The sequence below is a fragment of the Actinomycetota bacterium genome, from assembly GCA_014360655.1.
Taxonomy (GTDB): domain Bacteria; phylum Actinomycetota; class Geothermincolia; order Geothermincolales; family RBG-13-55-18; genus JACIXC01.
Window position 1 is genome coordinate 25,367 of the sequence record JACIXC010000014.1, and the last position, 18,231, is coordinate 43,597.

The window sequence follows — 18,231 nt, forward strand, 5'->3', positions numbered from 1 at the left end:
ATCCCCTACCGAGGAAGCCCGCCCGGACGTTCCCGCCGCCCGGCCGTCACCCGGGGTGAAGCGGTCTGCGGGTGAAACGGTCGACGGCAGTCCCCTTCCCGCGCCTTCGGCCGATAGTTAAGCAAGGAGCCGGCTGCATCGTTGTTTTCTCGCTTTTTAGCTTCAACCGGCTTCCTTTCTGTTATCGGCAGCGGTGGGCGAGGGGTTGACCTCCCCGGGTTGACATCCTGCGGAGGGCGCGATGCGCGGCGCGCCGGTGGCCCCGAGGGGACGTTGGAGGCGGGGTGCCCGGGTCCGAGGGTGTGCGGGATCGAGGGCAGGGGCAGGGACGGGTCCGGGGTCGAGGTCCGCGCGGAGGTGGGTCGAGGGCGGGACGGGTCCGGGTTTCACGGTACGCGGAGGCAGGGTTGAGGGCGCGGGGAGGCGGCGCCTATGATAAGGGGCATGAGGATAGCCGTATTCGCCGACCAGCTCTATTACCGTCAGCCGGGCGGGATCGGGACTTACCTGCGCCAACTGGTGCCGGGGATCGCCGCCGCCCTGCCCGGGGATGAGCTTGTCCTGCTCCATCACGGGCCCGAGGGAGCGCAACCCTTTCCGGGGCTGCCCAACGTCCGCGCCCGGCGTCTCCCCGGCCGCCGCGACGTGACCGGCGCCATGTGGCACAGCCTGGAAAGGCCGCACCTGGAAAGCTACCTGGGGAGGCTGGACCTGGTGCACGCCCCTTCCCTGGTCTGCCCGCCCTCGCGCGCTCCCCTGGTGGCCACCGTGCACGACCTGGGCGTGGTGAGATTCCCCGGGGCCTTCCCCACGCAGTGGCGGCTCTTTCACCGCCGCGGCCTTACCCTCATCCTGAAGAAGGCGGGGCTGATACTCGCCGTTTCGGGGAACACGGCGAGGGAGCTGCGCGCGCTCACCGGAAGGGGCGATCCCCGCGTGAGGGTGGTTCCCCAGGGCGTGGAGGCACCGCCTTCGCTCGCGGACGGGGAAGTGGAGCGGGTGCTGGCGGGGCACGGCCTGGAGCCCGGATACCTCCTCTTCGTGGGCACCATCGAGCCGCGCAAGAACCTGCCCCGACTGGTCCAGGCCTATGCTTCCCTGGACGAGGAGGACCGCAGGGCGGTCGGTCAGCTGATCCTGGTGGGGCCGCAGGGATGGCTGGGGCGCTGGGAACTCAACCGCATCCTGTCGCAGCAGGGGGTGAGGTGGCTGGGTTTCCTGCCGCGCGAGGAGCTGGAGGCGATCTTCCGCGGGGCCGGCATCTTCGTCTACCCCTCCCTCTACGAGGGCTTCGGCCTGCCCGTGCTGGAAGCCATGGCCCGCGGCGTGCCCGTCATCACCTCCCGTACCTCGGCGCTCCTCGAGGTGGCCGAGGGGGCCGCCCTGCTGGTGGATCCCGGGGACGTCATGGACATGCGCAAGGCCCTGCGCCGCCTGGCGCGGGACGGCGACCTGCGCGCCCAGCTCGCGGAGCTGGGGAGGGAACGCGCCGCGTGCTATCCCTGGTCACGCACCGTGGAGCTCACGCTGGAAGCCTACCGGGAAGCCCTCTAATCGCCGATTTTAACCACGAAGCCGTTGCGACTTTGAGATGGCCAACCCAGGCGCATGGATTACCCCGTTGGGTTATGTTCTATAGACGCGGAGTGTTTCATTGATATTCTGTGATGTAGCCACTATTCACAATCGTGGAAAAACTCTTGTTATGCTTCCCTGAGTGCCGGTGAAAAAGGGCGCCGCTTCAATCCTGCTGCAATTAAACGTAGGAGTATGCGCGGCTTTGTCACTGCCATGTGATATACGAAAACTTGGGGTTGTTTTCTTGTGTGGAAAGGAAACGGTCCCTTCAGGATGGGTACGTGATTCGGAGTAAGTGTCACTGCTGGATAATAAACTTCTAATGATAGTTGCGAGGTTGGGAGAGGCGATATTTGAAAAAGGCGGTATATATGATAAAAATGTGATGGTGAAGCATGTGGGGGTTGCCTGTTGAGGGTTCAAGGTAGAGCAGCGGAAGTTGTCGATTCGCCGTTCGGCAGACTCCACCCGTTCCAGATTGACTTAATCGAGGCCTTGCGTGATCCAGAAGTTGGCATGATAAAGGTGGAGGCGCCGGTTGGCGTGGGCAAGACCACCGCCATCCGAAAAGCGTTGCAGTACTGCAACGCACCGGTGATCGCCACCTTCCCGACGACCATACTCGTGAATGCCCAGTCAGCGAGCATTTCAAGGGGCGAAAGTGTTTATCACTGGCCGTACGACACGAAACCCCACGACCGCAAATACGACCTTTTCGTTGCTGAATACACGTCGCGGTCTTTGTTCGATCTTGCAATGAGAAATTATGGCGAAGTATCGAAACTGGCGCGTGGGGAAATACTCTCAAGGATTTTCTGCCTCGCACCATTCATAGGCGGTAAGAATATCGTCCTCACCACGCCCGACGTGTTGTGGTTGATATATTCCAAAAAATACAAGAACTTCGCCAGGCTCCAGGAGGCGTTGGCCGGTTCAATAGTATTTTTTGACGAGTTCCACTGCTACGCGGATCTTTCTAATTTCTACAGGCTGCTCAACAAGCTCGGTGAGGGAAGGGTGTCGAAGGTGGTGCTCATGTCGGCCACTCCCTATATGCGGGAAGATATTATGTTGGATTTTAAAGGAAGTATTGTGGATATCTCTTTTCAAGAAACGGATATGCAGGAGGTAGAGGGAAGGGTCTTTAATCATCCCTTGAGGGTGGAAATCGCCGAGTTTGAATACCGAAATGCGTACAAGCTGCTGGAACGGTTGAGAACCGCGCTTCCTGACATGGCGCGCCCGACGGCGGTGATTTTCGATTCCATATTTCGACTCATGCAGGTCGAGTCCGTTCTGAGAAACGAGTTCCAACACTTAAGGTTTCTGCGGTATGACGGGATGGTGAAGGATGCAATAGATCTCGATGAAAACAGCGTTGTACTCGGAACTTCCTCCATCGAGGTTGGGATAAGCATGGATTTTTCCTCCCTCGTCTTCGAGGGCAGCAGCTGGACAGCGGCCATCCAAAGGTTGGGCCGTGTGGGTAGGTTGCGTCCCGGTCAAGCCTTGCTTTTAAGCGACCGGAGCTTCAAACCTTACCGGCCTGAGAGAGACGAGATACCAAGGGTTGAATTCGAAAGGATTCTGCGAGAATACTTGCCTGATCCCTGTCAGGACTGGACAAGCGGCGAACTGTTCAGGGGGGACACGCCGAGCTTCCTGCTTGTGGATCCGCGTGGTGATTGCTATATATACGGGCCGGGCATCTTTTCCATGTACGAAGTCGAGGATAAAGATGATATTCCACGCGATGCGGACGACCTGGTCAGGTTGCTGCACGAATTCGGTGTGAGGGATGAGGATATCCCGGCGGTCATGATGAGGGTCGCTTTGTTTCCCGTGGCGGGAATCGTTAGGGCGCATAGGTTCCGTGACCGCTACGTGCCCGTCGTTTCCGTTAAGTCGGCAGAAGACGAGTGGGTGGTAAAGCTGGCAGACAAGGAATATTTCTACTTTAAAAGGGAGGTACTTGATGATTGAGGACGTGCGATTGTTTCTCGAGCCACAGCTGGGTTTCCTGGCCAAGTCCAGCGGGGAACCTCTCTGGATGCACCACTTCACCGTGTATAAGGTATGCATGAGGCTGCTCGAGATGCTCCCTACCTTTCCGCAGGAGCTCGTGGTTCCTCTTCAGCTGGCATGTCTCATCCACGATATGGGCAAGATGCGCGAGGATGCACAGGCGGTGCTGTCAGGTGAAAAAGAAGGCACTCGTGTAAAGCACAAGCTGAAGTATGAAGAGGTATACGATTACATTATAAATGCCCATGGGCTCGCGGTTTTGCCGAGCGATAAGCAAGTGAAAGCCGCTTACGATATTGCCGTAACACACCACAGCGTCAGTGATGAGGATGTCATAAAGAACAGCACAACATATTCTTCTTCGGGAGTCCTTCTTCTGCGCGTCAGCGACTGGCTCGCTTCCATGGATGGCGTAGACGTGGGCACCATTGAACGCATCAACGCCATGTTTACCGTGCCGGGTTCTTCTGAGCCCTTGCTGCATCTCACCTATTTCGAGATAGGGAGGGAACCCGGACCCTCCACGTCGATAATCGCCACAAAGACCTTGGAGGCCTTTGAGGAACTGGGTTATTTTAGGTTGGTTCTCTTCTCCAACGCCGCCGTGGTGGCGAAAACCGGCAAGGCGACTTACCCGGACCCGAAGGGTATTGCAAAAAAAGTTTATAGGTATGTGGTCGAAAACACTATGAAAAACATCAGCCCTGATTATGGAACGGACATGCTGCTAATCGGTTTTAGCGCCGAATTTCCGGATGATTACCTTGTAATTCATAAAGCCAGAGTAACCGAAGATTTGGCCAATGTCGAGATGAGGGCCCGTGCTTTTTTCAAGCTTCTGAGCGAGTTGATGAAGCTGCACGGTTGCGGACCGAGTTCCCATAGGAACAACTGGCAGATGAACGTTGTGCACGGTGTCGTCATAGGAAGAAGCGCCATCTCCAAGGCGGCTAAGGAGTGGGCTTTGAGGATGAATTATGACTTGCCAAAACGTTCGGATGGAAAGGTCGAACGTCGGGAAGCCCTCTCATTTCTGATGGACAAACTGACTCTCAAGGATTTATTGAACGAAGACGTCCGCAAGGCCCTCGAAGATATAGGGCAAGCGCCTGAAGAAAATGCTATGGGGAAGGAGTTAAGTGGCTTCAAGGCGGAAGAGCTATATGATTTTCTCCTTGCTCTTGCGTGCGCCGCACGTAGGGAAGGTGATGCGGTAGAAGAGCGGCTGAAAGAGATCATCGCCATGATATCGTTCCCCGTGGAAACGGATTTCCAGGAGATTGCTACACAAAGGTTACAGGCTTATAAAAGGTACAAGAAGAACCCCGATTATCGCAAGGGATGTTGCGAAATGTGCGGATCAGCTTTTACCCAGAAGCTTGGGCAGGAAGCCCCTGACGGCTTCATTCAATGCTTTTCTTACGTTAAATCGCAACCCACGTCGCCACGGGCGGTGTGTTATCTTTGCGCATTCGATTTGAGCCTTGTGCGAAGCGGCAAGCAGGGTGGTGTGGTTTCTACGACACTGTGGATTACTTCAAAAGTAGAGGTAGGGTTGGAGGAGAAGCTTTTCGACCTGGTTAAACGCATCGAAGACGGTTTCCTTACGCCCAGGCGGTTAAAGCTGATAGTAAGCCCTAAGGACGACATGGGTTTACCTCTGCCGGCTGGATTGAAGCTGCCTTTGCCCAAGGGTGCATTAGGGCAGGAAAATGACATTGACAAGCGGGAGGCTTTTCTTTACAGTCCTTTCGGTATTTTTGCAAGCCTTGAGTCTGCTCGGGGGACTTTTTCGTTAAAGAATCAGCGAGCCGTATACGCGCCGCTTTATGACCTTATGAGCCTTCTCGGCTTTGGTGTTTGCATAACCAACGATCTTGAGTTCAGATATGGCCTTTTCGGGGAGAAAAGGGTTGCGACGCTGCGGACTTTTTACGATGCCGTTTCGGTGCTCCTGCTTGCCAAGACTTTGGCATCAATAAAAAGAAATCCGCACTGTTTTGCGGCTGGCATTATCGCCAATCAACCAAGCCTGGCCATTGGAAGGTCTATGGAAAGCGACGAGAAGGGAAAACCGCTGCTTGAAAAAGAGCAGCTGTCTTATTACTTGCAGGCGTTATTGAGGGCAGACCGCCCTATCTTGAAAGGGGGAATGATAACCATGGGCGATTTATTGAAAGACGCAGCATTTTTCGCGCGCAATATTCCTAAATATTGCGTGGAACCGGAAGCGCGTTATGACTTTCGAAAAAACCTGACCAAGCACAAGGCCACCAAGGCGGTTCAAGCGCCTCTGAACGAGATGATGCTCGGCCGCGATTTCGACACTGCCATGGCAAAACTGCTGGCACAGCTATCGGTAAAAATAGGGAAGGAGGAAAGGAAGGGCATGGACGAATTCGTGAGGAGAAGCAAGGAAATTCTCATGAGATATTTCAAGCTGCGACAGGAGAGCTTCTCCGACTTTCTTAAAGCGAAAAATGCGCTTATGAACGGCATCTACGCCTTTACTCGCTATGAGGATTTGGACATGATTTTTAAAGACTAGAACTTAAGGGCTAGGAGGCAGAGATTTATGGTCGGTGATTCTTGAAAAGGAGGTTAAGATGAGATTCTATTCAGACGTAAGCAACCTGCCCAGGGCACGCTATCTGCAGGTGGTAACTGCTTTGAGGCTTCTTGATCCCGCCATCATTCGCTCCAACGAGCCTGAAGAGGTGCTCACCTTCCGTTACCGGGAACCTTTAGGGGAGCGTTTCATCATCCCCTGGCGAAAGGTAAAGGCGAAGCTGCGGCGCCTGGTGGCCGAGAGGGGACGCGACCTGGGTTTTGGGAAAAACTGTTTTTTGAAGGAATCCTTGTGCCTGGCATGCCCGACTTGTCTTCTCTTCGGGGGTACGGGCGAAACCGGCACCGCGAAAGTGGATTACAATCTCCTCTCCAGGGTCCTGGGAGAGACCTTTATTTCTAAGGGAGAGACCATCGATCCATTGAACTACACGGCTAATGCGGTAGGGGAGATGAAGCATACCACGGGACAGGCGTTGATGACCCTGGTGACCGTGCCCGCGGATACCGAGTTTATCGGGGTGATAACATTGAAGGATCCGACACCCGAAATGGCGGCCCTCCTAGTCGATGGCTTGGAAAGGTTTACCCGCATAGGCGCTCGCAGCGTGGAGTGGGGTCGTTGCAGGATGGAGATTTTGGGAGGCGGGATTTTCGATCGTGAAGTATATTCCGCCTATGAGTTATTGCGGGAAGACGGGTTAGACGAGGTTTCCAAACTGAAGCTGGAGCTTCCTCCCGTTAAGGAAGCGTTCATGCGTCTGCAAAAAGAAACAGACGCATTGGTAAAGGAAATCAAGGAAGCGTCGAATGACTAAAATGATAATATTCCGTTACAACCTGGAGCTCGAGGACTTCCTCTTCTATGCTCGCGAAGCGATAGCCGGTACGGTGACCCCCAGGTGCCTGCATGCCACGGCTGTGAATTACGCTCTGGCCTATGCCATGAACCTGTTTCCGGAGAAGCAGCCGTATTTTATGGCGACTTCGGAAGGCAGAAACGTCCCGGAGTATTCCAGCTCCCTTATACCCGGAGCGGGTTTTTACGCCACGCCGGCGAGTTTGGAAAGTTCGTATGGAATGGAGCTTGTGACCTTCCTCATTAAAGGCGATAGGGAGGGGTACGGCAGCATCACGGGCAAAGGCGGAGAAGTGCTGCGTGTAAGCAGGGTTTCCATGCTCCCGCCCGGCACGGTTTTTACCGGCTTTATTATCTGTAAGGAAGCAGTTGAATTCCCGGAACGCATACGCCTTGGCCGTTTTCGCTCCCCGGTTAAGGTGAGTTTGCAGGAAGCGAATAAGGTGTTACCTGGGGAAGGAGGAGTGGCGAGTCACCCCGTGGATCCACTGGTGACCCACGCGAAGAAAGGGGTTCTGATTTCCATGCTTCCTTATCCGCTGGTAAACCGCGCATGTGCAGACCGCTGCTTGGCTGTTGATATCGGCGGAAAGCAATGTTATGTGGCTCTCCCGGATGCGTGGTGATGTATATGGATGCTTTACCCTGGGCTTGCATCGTGTTTGAGCAGTTGAGGAAGGTATGCCCAAACCCCGGCACACTTCGCAGGTGGGTGAACGCCGCTTTCCCGGGCAGGCCCCTCCTTCACCAACACGACCCGGTTTCGGGGAAATCCATTTTTCAGTACCCGATGGTGCAATATAAGAGTTACCGGGGCGTGCCCTTGCTTTACGGCATAGGCGATGGAGTGGAAGAGATAAGGGCGATTTACGGCAACATCCATGAAGCCGAGGTAAGGCTTGGCCCTCACGTGATCAGGGAAATCGTCCTGCGTGAGGGTAGCGCGAAGATTTCGGCAAGTGAACCGAAACAATACAGGTTTCTCACGCCATGGTTGGCTTTCAACCGCGAAAATTACATCGCTTTCCGTGAGACTGCCGACTGGGCGGAAAGGAAGTCGCTGCTCAACGGCATTCTTGTTGGCAATATACTGTCCATTGCCAAGCCCTTGGGTATCGTGATCGATTTTCCGTTGAAGGTGAGGTCGCTGGTAGACATGACGTCCTTGCAACTTTCTCGCCACGACCTGGTCGAGCACGGTTTTCTCGGTGAGTTCGAGGCCAATATCGAATTGCCGCCACTCCTCGGGCTCGGCAGGCATGTCTCCATCGGTTATGGAACGGTATTGGGGGAGGGGTGGGATTGGATTTAGTGATTGACTCCTTTGGGGCTTCTCTCCGAAGGAAAAGCAACTGCTTCCTTGTCAGAAGGGGCGATGATGAGGAAGAAATATGCGCCGATGACGTTACGCAAATCATCCTGAGCCTGGGGACGCATATCTCTACGGACGCCATCGCTCTTGCGGCGGATAAGAACGTTGATATCGTGTGTCTATCCCGGGGCGGCAAGCCAGTCTCGAGGATTTGGCCCTGCAAGTTTGGGGGGACTGCGTTGACACGACGTAAGCAGATGGAAGCACTCTATACCAGTAAGGGCGTTAAGGTCGCGGAAGCGATGATTAAGGCAAAGGGTTTAAACCAGGCCTATTTCCTTAAGGCCCTCAACAAAGAGCGCGAAATAGCTTCCGTTGAGGAAGCTGCGGAGGTGATACTGAAGCGTGTTAAGTCGGCTTCGTGGGACGCGGAAAATATTGAGCTTGTCAGGAACGACATGTTTGCCCTGGAAGGCGGCTGTTCGCGACTCTATATCCAGGCGCTTACTTCCATTATCCCAGAAGAATACGGCTTTTTCGGTCGTGAAAAAAGACCCCCAAAGGATCCCGTGAACGCGGCGCTTTCCTATGGCTACGCGGTGCTTTACGGAAAAGTCGAAAGGGCATGCATACTTGCCGGGCTCGATCCCTTTCTGGGTTATTTGCATACGGATAGGTTCGGCAAGCCTTCCATGTCACTCGACCTCATGGAACCCTTTCGACAGCCTCTAGTAGATCGCGTTGTCGTGACGCTCTTTGTGAAAAGGTCTTTTAAACATTCTGATTTCATGCCGTACGCGGAATCGGAGGGATTGTATCTTAATGAAACGGGCAGAAAAAAGCTGCTCGAAAAGTTGTATGAAAGGTTTGACAAGGAAATACAGCATAAAGGACGAAAGAGGAAATTCCAAGACATTATCCTGGTCTGCATAAGAGACGTTGCGGCTTTCCTGCTTGATGATGCGAAGAAAGTGGACGGATTTATATATAAATGGAATTAATATGAAACTTCTTGCTATTTATGATATCACAGACGACAGGTTGCGCAATCGCGTGGCGCGAAAGTGCAAGGATTTTGGATTGGCAAGAATTCAGAAGAGCTGTTTTGCTGGGGAATTGACTCAAAACAGAATGGAGATGCTGAGGATTGAGTTAGAAAATCTTCTCAAGGAAGAAGATCAGCAATATATGAACGAATATGATGCCATCTATATATTGCCTTTGTGTGAGACTTGTTTCATCAAGAAGATTCTTTTAGGTCATAAAAGATCCTTTCCCGATAAGAACAAAGACAGGCTTAAGGTATTCTGATGCCATGAACAAAGAAGGTTTCTGGTCTGTTTCGGATATCCTCAACCATGCCTATTGCCCTTGGATTACTTATCATTGGCATGTGCTGAAAATTCCACAAAGCAAAACGACCAAAACAGAAGAAGGTATTAACAAGCAGCGTGAGTATGCCAGGAAGGTTAGAAAACACCCTGAAAGAGGTGTGGGGGGCATAAGGGGTGCGAAGTTCATTCCGGACCGGTCAATTCGATCTGTGAGGTTAATGCTTGCCGGCAAATGTGATTATGTCCTGTACCCAGGAAGCGTACCTGCGCCATTGGAGATTAAGAATGGCAAGATTCCTCCGCGATCGCCGCATGGGAACACAATACTTCAACTGGCATGTTACGCGATAATGCTCGAGGAAGAGTTGAAAGCCGAAGTTCATGTCGGATACATTTATTATTTAAGGGATGGCCTTACGCAGAAGATTGAGATATTCGATAAGGATAAGAGAAAGGTAGAATCTTTGATTGCCGAGATGAACTCGCTCCTTGAAAACGAAATAGTGACAGGAAAGCCGATGTCCTGGCGATGCTGCTGGGATTGCTGCTATCGCAAGATATGTGCCCTTGGTGGTGGGTCTTAAGGAATTTTCTCCAAAAATATACCCACAGGGTTTTCTTGAGTTTGCGATATTAAAAATCCCAGCATATATTATATTTCTAAAAGCTGTTGCAGTAATAGAGCCAGGAAAACAAGCATTGAAGCAGTGAATGCTCAAACCTCTCCTCCGTTTTAAGGAAGTTGCAGTAATAGAGCCAGGAAAACAAGCATTGAAGCTTGACCTGCGGGCCAGGCAGCAATGCGGTAAAATGTCAGTTGCAGTAATAGAGCCAGGAAAACAAGCATTGAAGCACCTCCCTTTCAAATTAATCCAGCAAAAGCGTATATCGTTGCAGTAATAGAGCCAGGAAAACAAGCATTGAAGCAAAACCTGTTTGCGAATAGGCTGCGGTTACCGCCCGCGTTGCAGTAATAGAGCCAGGAAAACAAGCATTGAAGCTATATATTTTAGCCCTCGCTCGTGACACAATTTCTGGTTGCAGTAATAGAGCCAGGAAAACAAGCATTGAAGCCATTTGACTGCCGATCAACTGAATCCATCGCTCCACAGTTGCAGTAATAGAGCCAGGAAAACAAGCATTGAAGCTTGACCTGCGGGCCAGGCAGCAATGCGGTAAAATGTCAGTTGCAGTAATAGAGCCAGGAAAACAAGCATTGAAGCACCTCCCTTTCAAATTAATCCAGCAAAAGCGTATATCGTTGCAGTAATAGAGCCAGGAAAACAAGCATTGAAGCAAAACCTGTTTGCGAATAGGCTGCGGTTACCGCCCGCGTTGCAGTAATAGAGCCAGGAAAACAAGCATTGAAGCTATATATTTTAGCCCTCGCTCGTGACACAATTTCTGGTTGCAGTAATAGAGCCAGGAAAACAAGCATTGAAGCCATTTGACTGCCGATCAACTGAATCCATCGCTCCACAGTTGCAGTAATAGAGCCAGGAAAACAAGCATTGAAGCAGGTCTGCTCCTACGGTGACGAAAATCGAGCCGATACTAGTTGCAGTAATAGAGCCAGGAAAACAAGCATTGAAGCTGGTACAGCCCGACATTTAATGGTTGGCCCGCCGAAGGTTGCAGTAATAGAGCCAGGAAAACAAGCATTGAAGCTGCTGGCGCTGATCGACACGGCCACGCAATTCACGGAAAAGTTGCAGTAATAGAGCCAGGAAAACAAGCATTGAAGCTCTGGAATGGGTACGAAGTGGGGGAAATCCGCGTCATAGTTGCAGTAATAGAGCCAGGAAAACAAGCATTGAAGCACTCGCCGCCCGAGATACAAGTTTCATACTCGAAAGGTTGCAGTAATAGAGCCAGGAAAACAAGCATTGAAGCTTCAGTATCGCGAATTTCTCTCCGAGGCTTTTTGTTGTTGCAGTAATAGAGCCAGGAAAACAAGCATTGAAGCTTCATCATCCTTCCTCCCCCCCTTCTCTCCGCCCTGGGTTGCAGTAATAGAGCCAGGAAAACAAGCATTGAAGCAATCGCCATCCGATTATAAGGGATGTAAGACTGACAAGTTGCAGTAATAGAGCCAGGAAAACAAGCATTGAAGCTGCCACGGTTTCGGCGCGCTTTCTGGAGCCGTACACGGTTGCAGTAATAGAGCCAGGAAAACAAGCATTGAAGCCACATTGCGCTGTAGCAGGTTCGACCATTGCTCCTTTAGTTGCAGTAATAGAGCCAGGAAAACAAGCATTGAAGCACATAATAGGTATTATCGGCGGTTAGATTAAGGTAGTTGCAGTAATAGAGCCAGGAAAACAAGCATTGAAGCAGGTTTTCAAGCTCTTGTGAGCTCGCCCCGCAGACCAGTTGCAGTAATAGAGCCAGGAAAACAAGCATTGAAGCATCGAATGCATCTGGGCCCTGGTTCAGCAAAGCCAGGTTGCAGTAATAGAGCCAGGAAAACAAGCATTGAAGCAGCATAATATCGGTCTTCCCATCGCATTAACTTCGCCCGGTTGCAGTAATAGAGCCAGGAAAACAAGCATTGAAGCTCTGGGCGCTGGGTCATCTCCCATGACTACAAGCATCACGTTGCAGTAATAGAGCCAGGAAAACAAGCATTGAAGCATAAGCAACCTAAAGCTCACCGAGGGGAAGTGGGCGGGGTTGCAGTAATAGAGCCAGGAAAACAAGCATTGAAGCAGATATCGCAGCATGGCATTGGCATACTCCTCTACCGTTGCAGTAATAGAGCCAGGAAAACAAGCATTGAAGCTCGTAGACGACGCACACCCGATTTTGGACCTGTTGAGTTGCAGTAATAGAGCCAGGAAAACAAGCATTGAAGCTTGGCCCTCTCCACGCCGTCGCTCGAGAACACGCTGGTTGCAGTAATAGAGCCAGGAAAACAAGCATTGAAGCTGATACAGTCCGACATTTAACGGCTGACCCGCCGAAGTTGCAGTAATAGAGCCAGGAAAACAAGCATTGAAGCGAGGGAACCACTAAAGGCGTAGGTTCTGGTATATGAGTTGCAGTAATAGAGCCAGGAAAACAAGCATTGAAGCACGGTGGATAAAAAATGTTGTTACGAAACAAGGTCTTTGGATACCTGGAGATACGGTCAGGACCGTGACGTATCGACTGTCCATCTTGCCGATATATGTTGATCCCTGTCATGGGTGGCCTTCTGTATGATCACGATGCCGAGACCGACGTTCCGCCCCGGGCGGAGCCATCGGCGGAGAGCTCCCCGCCGCCACCGGGCCCTCGCGGGAGACCGACCATGTCGATCCTGGAGATGATGAAGGCGTGCAAGCATTTGAAGCGTTGTTGGAAGATGTATTATCATTCCTGTGAAAAAGACATGGTTTCCAGCCGGAAACAGGAGGTGAGGCGCATGAAAGGGAAAAGGGTGTTTCTCTTGCTGGTTCTTGCGTGCATGGCCATGACGCTCCTCCTGGCTCCCGGTTGCGGCGGGAAATCCGACCGGGAGGGAGAGCCGCCCGCCACTTCCGAAAGTACCCCTGGCGGGTCTGCGCAGGCGGTAGAAGCGAAGAGATTCTCCCTTAACCAGTGGGTGGATGTCTCCTTTCCCACTCGTACCTATGTATCGGAGGGAGGAGTGTACAAGCAGGGCCCTGCCGGCACGGCGGTGTGCCATTACCTGGTGGAAGGAACGCAGGTGGAGGAGGAGCTGGGGACGCTCGAGCCGCAGGTGGAGGGGAAGACCTACCTGGTGGTCCTGATGAAGGTAAGGGGAGACGCTTCCAACCCCGGCGGCAACACCCACCCGCTCAGACACTTCGAGACGGGGACCGACCCGGCACCCCGCTTCGTTCTCGTGGACGGCCAGGGCACGGTCTACGAGACCGGCGTTTCCCTCCACATGTCGGCGACGAGGAAGTTGGGGAGGAAGGATATCTCGGACGTCGCCTTCACGGATGCCGCCGAGTATTCCACGGCCGTCGCCTTCCTCGTCCTGGAAGGGGCGAGCGGCCTGCGGATGCAGGTCCAGGTCTACCAGGGTAAGGATTGGAAGACGGTCGGGGAGTGGACGCTCTGAGGTCCGGCTGGACCCGGAGAGGAACCATGTCGGTCCGGAGGGCGGCACGTTACCGCGGGAGGGGCGGGCTGCTCAGCGGCCGACGCCTTCGTAGGTGAAGCCGAGTCGGCGGACGGAAAGGGGCTCTAGGCAGTTGCGGGTGTCCAGGATCTCCCTGCGGCGCATGAGCTCCCCCACGGCGCGGAAGTCCTGCAGCTTGAACTCCTCCCAGTCGGTGAGGATGAGCAGTAGGTCCGCGTCCCGCACGGCGTCCAGGGCGCTCTCCGCGCACTCCAGGCCGGGGAAAGCGAGGCGGGCGTTCTCCATGGCGTGGGGGTCGTAGGCGCGCACTCGCGCCCCGCGCTCCGCGAGCATGCGCACGATCTCCATGGCTGGAGATTCGCGCACGTCGTCGGTGCCGGCCTTGAAAGCCAGGCCCCAGGCGGCGATGGTTTTCCCTTCCAGCTCTCCCAGGCGGCCCTCCACCTTCCTCACCATGAGCTCCATCTGCTCCCGGTTGACCTGCATGACCCCCTCCAGGAGGTAGAAGTTATACCCGTGCTCGCGCGCGATCTCGATGAGGGCCCGGCAGTCCTTGGGGAAGCAGGAGCCCCCGAACCCCGGGCCGGAGCGCAGGAACTCGAAGCCTATGCGGCGGTCGTACCCCATACCCAGGGCCACCTCCTTCACGTCGGCGTCCACCGCCTCGCAGATGTTGGCGATGGCGTTGATGAAGGAGACCTTGGTGGCCAGGAAGGCGTTGGAGGCGTACTTTATCATCTCCGCGCTGGCGGGGTCGGTGATGAGGAGGGGGGCGTTCAGGGGGCGGTAGAGCTCGGCCATGATCCCCGCCGCCCGCTGGCTGTCGGTGCCGACTACGATGCGGTCGGGGTGCATGAAGTCCCGCACCGCCGTACCCTCGCGCAGGAACTCGGGGTTGCTGACCACGTCGAACTCCTCGCCCCCGGACAGCTCGCGGACGATCCTCTCCACCAGGCGGGTGGAGCCCACGGGCATGGTGCTCTTGTTGACGATGACCTTGTAGCCGTCGATGCCCGCGGCGATCTCCTCCGCCGCCTCCCGCACGTGGGTCAGGTCCGCGCTCCCGTCCTCGCCCTGGGGGGTGCCCACGGTGATGAAGACTATCTCCGACCGGCGCACCGCCTCGCGGGTGTCGGTGGTGAAGGCCAGGTTGCCGCCCAGGTGGCGGGAGAGGAGCTCCGGCAGCCCGACCTCGAAGATGCCCGCCTCGCCCTTCTCCAGGCGCGCCACCTTTGCGGGGTCCTTGTCGACGCCCATGACCTCGTGACCGAGGTCGGCGAAACAGGCGCCGGTGACCAGGCCCACGTATCCCGTGCCGATGACCGTTATTCGCATCTCTCCGTCCGCCTCGTTCCGTTCCCCTTGCGGTATCCGCCTCCGCGAGAGGAAGCTCGCGCCGTTCATCCCCTCGCTCGCTTCCTGCCAGCAAGCATAAACCCTTCCCCGCCGCCATTTCAAACCGTTCCGGAGCCCGGGCGCACTCTCCTTTGCGATCTTTTCGCATGGGAAGAAGGGGCGTCACGCCGCCCGGCCGCGAGCTTGCCACGCGCTCGCCGCAATATATAAGCTGACTGGTGTGGGAGCCGACCGGCGCGGAAACGCCGTGGACGCAGCTGGGACAAAGAGCATGATGCGCGTTTCCTTGTCTCCCGGCTGGAGCTGACCGGCGCGGAAACGCCGTGGACGCAACGGAAACAGAGCGGTAGGGGAACGGCGGAAGGGTAACGGTGCGGAGAGAGAGCCGGCGGTATCGAGACGGCGCGAGGTATTGCGGCGTCGCCCGCGGAAGGCCGCTGCGCCTTTCCGTTTTCGCTGCCGCGCTCGCGCTGTCGGCGGCGCCGGTGATAGGCGGCTGCGGCGGCGGGAAAAGCCCCGCGGAGTGGCTGAGCGCGTGCGGGAAGGCGGTCAGCGAATACGCGGCGGCTGGCGGCTACCTCCATTTTGTGCAGGAATCGACGAACGTCGTGCGCACCGCCCAGGGCATCCTCGAGGAGTGGTTCAAGGCCGAGGGCGACATCATCCTTCCCGGGCGCGAGAGATACGAGTACCGCCAGGAGTTGAGGAGTTCGCTGCAGCCGGGGGAGGAGGCCGTGAACGCCTTCTCGTACATCACCGTGGACGGAGGTAAGACCGCTTACGTGATGGGGGAGAGGCTGTCCGCCGAGCTGGGGGTGATGGGCTGGGTGCATTACACGCCGCCGCAGGGCCAGTCGCGTTTCCTGGACTACCCGAAGCTCATGGAAAGGGTGACCGGGATTAGAGGAAGCGTGGAGTGGCTGGGTTACGAGGAGGTGCAGGGCGTTCGCTGCGCCTACCTGTCGCTGCGCGCGAGTGGGCGGGAGCTCGTCGACATGAGGCTGCAGGAAGACCCCGCGCTGCTGGAGAAGTACCCGGAGCTCGGGGAAGGGGAGTACGCGGGGGAGATGGCCGTGAGGTTGTGGATCTCCGTGGAGAGCGGCCTGCCCGTGCGCATGATCATGGAGACCGACTCCGGCGAGGAAGGCGAAGTGTCCGTCTCCGGCAGGATGGAGCTGGTCTTCTCCGGGTATCACGGGAGCCCGCCTTCCTCCATAGAGGCGCCGGCGACGTTCACCGAGGCGGGGTGAGCGCCCGGGACGCTTCCCCGGAGGCGGGACGGGCGCGGCGTCCCCGGCTGGTATAATGTGCTCGGACGTGTCGGTGCCGCGGTGCCCGGCGCGGCGTTTGCGAAGGTACCAGGGGCGGCCGGGAAAAGCCGGTTTGCGCGGCCGGCCGGGGAGAGGGAGGAGACGGGTCGCATGCGGGCATGGCAGGTGCCGTTCCGTGAGGTCAAGGAGGGACGATGGAAGCAGCCGTAAAACCGATGTCCTACGTTCTCATACTGGTGAGCGTGGGGCTGGCCATCAGCGGGCAGATATGCCTGCGGCGCGGTATGGGTGAGGTTAAGGAACGCACGGGCATGGGGGCGGGAGAACTGCTCAAGAAGCCCGCCACCTTCGTCAGGGAGATCGTCACCACCTGGCTGGTGGTACTGGGGCTGGTCATCTTCGTGACCTCTGCGATGTTCTGGCTCATCGTCCTCACCGACGTGCCCCTGGGGGTGGCCTACCCCTTCGTCAGCCTCACCTACATCGTGGTCATGCTCTACGACAGGTTCTTCGAATCCCGCGAAATCATCGCGCTGAACTGGCTGGGGGTGGCGGCAATAGTGGCAGGCATCATCCTCATCAACTGGGGACAGTGGACCCAGGCGGCCCCCTGAGCGGCGAGCCCGTCGCCGGGTGAAGGAAGAAGAAGGGCGAGGGATGAAGGGCGCAAGATGAAGGTATTCTTCGACGGGACGCCCTTTCTGCTGGAGAAGACGGGCATAGGCCATTACACGCAGCAGCTCATCTCCCACCTCCTGCTGGAGGACGCGGACCTGGAGGTCGGCCTCTTCGCCCTGTCACTGCGCAGGGGCCGGCGGCTGCGCAGGGAGGCGCCGGATTTTCCGGGCATGGAGGTGAAAGGGTATAACCTGCCGGCCAACTTCCTCTATTATACCTGGTGGAGCCGCACCGGGATGCTGCCCGCCGAATCCCTCCTCGGCGACTTCGACATCTTCCATGCCACGAATTACCAAGCGCCCGCGCTGCGCAGCGCCCGCCTCGTCTCCACCGTGCACGACATCAACTTCGTGCGTTTCCCGGAGATGCAGAGCAAGGGCATAAGGCGCTTCCTGCGTTCACTGCCGCAGTTACTGGAGAGGTCGCGCGTGGTGCTGGCGGACTCCCGCTTCACTGCCGAGGAGCTGCAGGACGTCTACCGCCTGGCGGAGGAAAAGGTGCACGTGGTCTACCCGGGCCTGAACCCCGTGTTCCTCAAGGCACCTTCCCCCGAGGAGATGGAGACGGCCCTGCGCGCCTACTGCCTGCAACCGCCCTACATCGCTTACATCGGCAACCTGCATCCGCGCAAGAACCTGGCCACCCTGGTGGAGGCGTTCAACCTGCTGCGGAGGCGGGGGTTGCGCCACAGGCTGGCGGTGATCGGGGGAGGGGGTTTGGGGAGGCTGAACAACATCGAGTACAACAAGCTCAGCCGGCGGGTGGCGGACCTGGGGTTGCGGGAGGAGGTGATCTTCACCGGGTACGTTCCGGACGAGAGGTTGAAGTCGCTCCTCGTCCAGGCGGACATGCTGGTGTTCCCCTCCATATACGAGGGCTTCGGCCTGCCGCCCCTGGAGGCCATGGCCTGCGGGGTGCCTGTCATCACCTCCCGCCGCGCCTCCCTTCCCGAGGTGGTGGGAGACGCCGCCCTGCTGCTCGACGACCCGCTGGACGCGGAGGAGATCGCGGACAAGGTGGAGGGGCTTTTGGGGGACAGGGCCCTCCGCTCACGCCTGGTGGAGAAGGGGAGGGAACGGGCGCGCAGGTTCACCTGGAAGAAGGCGGCGCGCGAGGTGCGGGAGATATACTCCCGGGTGATGGAGAATCCCGGGTGA

14 protein-coding genes and 1 CRISPR repeat array are annotated in these 18,231 nt (G+C 56.2%); of the genes, 13 read left to right on the forward strand and 1 reads right to left on the reverse strand.

Translation table 11 applies throughout. The features are described from left to right. Positions 1 to 432 precede the first annotated feature (432 nt). From H5T73_09925 to H5T73_09970, 10 genes are all read left to right on the forward strand, one after another. Positions 433 to 1,554, forward strand: coding sequence for a glycosyltransferase family 4 protein (locus H5T73_09925; GenBank protein MBC7248083.1), 1,122 nt, complete (start codon positions 433 to 435; stop codon positions 1,552 to 1,554). Between the two features lie 435 nt (positions 1,555 to 1,989). Beyond that, on the forward strand, positions 1,990 to 3,561 hold the full coding sequence (cas3, locus tag H5T73_09930) for a type I-D CRISPR-associated helicase Cas3' (protein ID MBC7248084.1): 1,572 nt from the start codon (positions 1,990 to 1,992) through the stop codon (positions 3,559 to 3,561). Then, on the forward strand, positions 3,554 to 6,151 hold the full coding sequence (locus H5T73_09935) for an HD domain-containing protein (protein ID MBC7248085.1): 2,598 nt from the start codon (positions 3,554 to 3,556) through the stop codon (positions 6,149 to 6,151). Before cas3 ends, H5T73_09935 begins: the two co-directional genes overlap by 8 nt. 58 nt (positions 6,152 to 6,209) lie before the next feature. Continuing rightward, positions 6,210 to 6,989 carry a type I-D CRISPR-associated protein Cas7/Csc2 gene (gene cas7d, locus H5T73_09940; GenBank protein MBC7248086.1) on the forward strand — a complete coding sequence of 260 codons (780 nt, stop codon included), beginning with the start codon at positions 6,210 to 6,212 and terminating at the stop codon, positions 6,987 to 6,989. Next, a complete protein-coding gene (locus tag H5T73_09945; GenBank protein ID MBC7248087.1) occupies positions 6,982 to 7,656 on the forward strand; it encodes a hypothetical protein in 675 nt (224 codons plus the stop codon). Before cas7d ends, H5T73_09945 begins: the two co-directional genes overlap by 8 nt. Further along, positions 7,650 to 8,342, forward strand: a complete 693-nt coding sequence (locus tag H5T73_09950; protein MBC7248088.1) for a hypothetical protein — start codon at positions 7,650 to 7,652, stop codon at positions 8,340 to 8,342. Before H5T73_09945 ends, H5T73_09950 begins: the two co-directional genes overlap by 7 nt. Next, on the forward strand, positions 8,333 to 9,343 hold the full coding sequence (gene cas1, locus H5T73_09955) for a CRISPR-associated endonuclease Cas1 (protein MBC7248089.1): 1,011 nt from the start codon (positions 8,333 to 8,335) through the stop codon (positions 9,341 to 9,343). The genes H5T73_09950 and cas1 overlap by 10 nt, the downstream gene beginning before the upstream one ends. Position 9,344: 1 nt before the next feature. Continuing rightward, on the forward strand, positions 9,345 to 9,653 hold the full coding sequence (cas2, locus tag H5T73_09960; GenBank protein MBC7248090.1) for a CRISPR-associated endonuclease Cas2: 309 nt from the start codon (positions 9,345 to 9,347) through the stop codon (positions 9,651 to 9,653). 4 nt (positions 9,654 to 9,657) lie between these two features. Further along, positions 9,658 to 10,260, forward strand: a complete 603-nt coding sequence (gene cas4 / locus H5T73_09965) for a CRISPR-associated protein Cas4 (protein MBC7248091.1) — start codon at positions 9,658 to 9,660, stop codon at positions 10,258 to 10,260. Between the two features lie 85 nt (positions 10,261 to 10,345). Next, positions 10,346 to 12,750: a CRISPR direct-repeat array (repeat unit 37 nt; unit sequence GTTGCAGTAATAGAGCCAGGAAAACAAGCATTGAAGC). Positions 12,751 to 13,082: 332 nt separating this feature from the next. Then, positions 13,083 to 13,748: a hypothetical protein gene (locus tag H5T73_09970; protein ID MBC7248092.1), complete on the forward strand. Its 666-nt coding sequence runs from the start codon at positions 13,083 to 13,085 to the stop codon at positions 13,746 to 13,748. Between the two features lie 72 nt (positions 13,749 to 13,820). Here H5T73_09970 and H5T73_09975 read toward each other — a convergent pair whose 3' ends face one another. Then, positions 13,821 to 15,104 (reverse strand): UDP-glucose/GDP-mannose dehydrogenase family protein, encoded by a 1,284-nt coding sequence (locus tag H5T73_09975; protein ID MBC7248093.1) that lies wholly within the window; start codon positions 15,102 to 15,104, stop codon positions 13,821 to 13,823. Between the two features lie 392 nt (positions 15,105 to 15,496). Between H5T73_09975 and H5T73_09980 the strand changes: the two genes are divergently transcribed. The 3 genes from H5T73_09980 (at position 15,497) to H5T73_09990 (ending at position 18,231) form a co-directional block, all read left to right on the forward strand. After that, positions 15,497 to 16,375, forward strand: coding sequence for a hypothetical protein (locus H5T73_09980; GenBank protein ID MBC7248094.1), 879 nt, complete (start codon positions 15,497 to 15,499; stop codon positions 16,373 to 16,375). A gap of 236 nt (positions 16,376 to 16,611) precedes the next feature. Then, positions 16,612 to 17,010 carry a hypothetical protein gene (locus H5T73_09985; GenBank protein ID MBC7248095.1) on the forward strand — a complete coding sequence of 133 codons (399 nt, stop codon included), beginning with the start codon at positions 16,612 to 16,614 and terminating at the stop codon, positions 17,008 to 17,010. Between the two features lie 57 nt (positions 17,011 to 17,067). Further along, positions 17,068 to 18,231, forward strand: coding sequence for a glycosyltransferase family 4 protein (locus H5T73_09990; protein MBC7248096.1), 1,164 nt, complete (start codon positions 17,068 to 17,070; stop codon positions 18,229 to 18,231).

What these genes read in the sequence shown, in the direction of transcription:
- H5T73_09925 (MBC7248083.1), top strand. Translation starts at nt 433, where the DNA reads ATGATAAGGGGCATGAGGATAGCCGTATTCGCCGACCAGCTCTATTAC.
- H5T73_09935 (MBC7248085.1), top strand. Translation starts at nt 3,554, where the DNA reads ATGATTGAGGACGTGCGATTGTTTCTCGAGCCACAGCTGGGTTTCCTG.
- cas7d (MBC7248086.1), top strand. Translation starts at nt 6,210, where the DNA reads ATGAGATTCTATTCAGACGTAAGCAACCTGCCCAGGGCACGCTATCTG.
- H5T73_09945 (MBC7248087.1), top strand. Translation starts at nt 6,982, where the DNA reads ATGACTAAAATGATAATATTCCGTTACAACCTGGAGCTCGAGGACTTC.
- cas2 (MBC7248090.1), top strand. Translation starts at nt 9,345, where the DNA reads ATGAAACTTCTTGCTATTTATGATATCACAGACGACAGGTTGCGCAAT.
- cas4 (MBC7248091.1), top strand. Translation starts at nt 9,658, where the DNA reads ATGAACAAAGAAGGTTTCTGGTCTGTTTCGGATATCCTCAACCATGCC.
- H5T73_09970 (MBC7248092.1), top strand. Translation starts at nt 13,083, where the DNA reads ATGAAAGGGAAAAGGGTGTTTCTCTTGCTGGTTCTTGCGTGCATGGCC.
- H5T73_09975 (MBC7248093.1), bottom strand. Translation starts at nt 15,104, where the DNA reads ATGCGAATAACGGTCATCGGCACGGGATACGTGGGCCTGGTCACCGGC.
- H5T73_09985 (MBC7248095.1), top strand. Translation starts at nt 16,612, where the DNA reads ATGTCCTACGTTCTCATACTGGTGAGCGTGGGGCTGGCCATCAGCGGG.
- H5T73_09990 (MBC7248096.1), top strand. Translation starts at nt 17,068, where the DNA reads ATGAAGGTATTCTTCGACGGGACGCCCTTTCTGCTGGAGAAGACGGGC.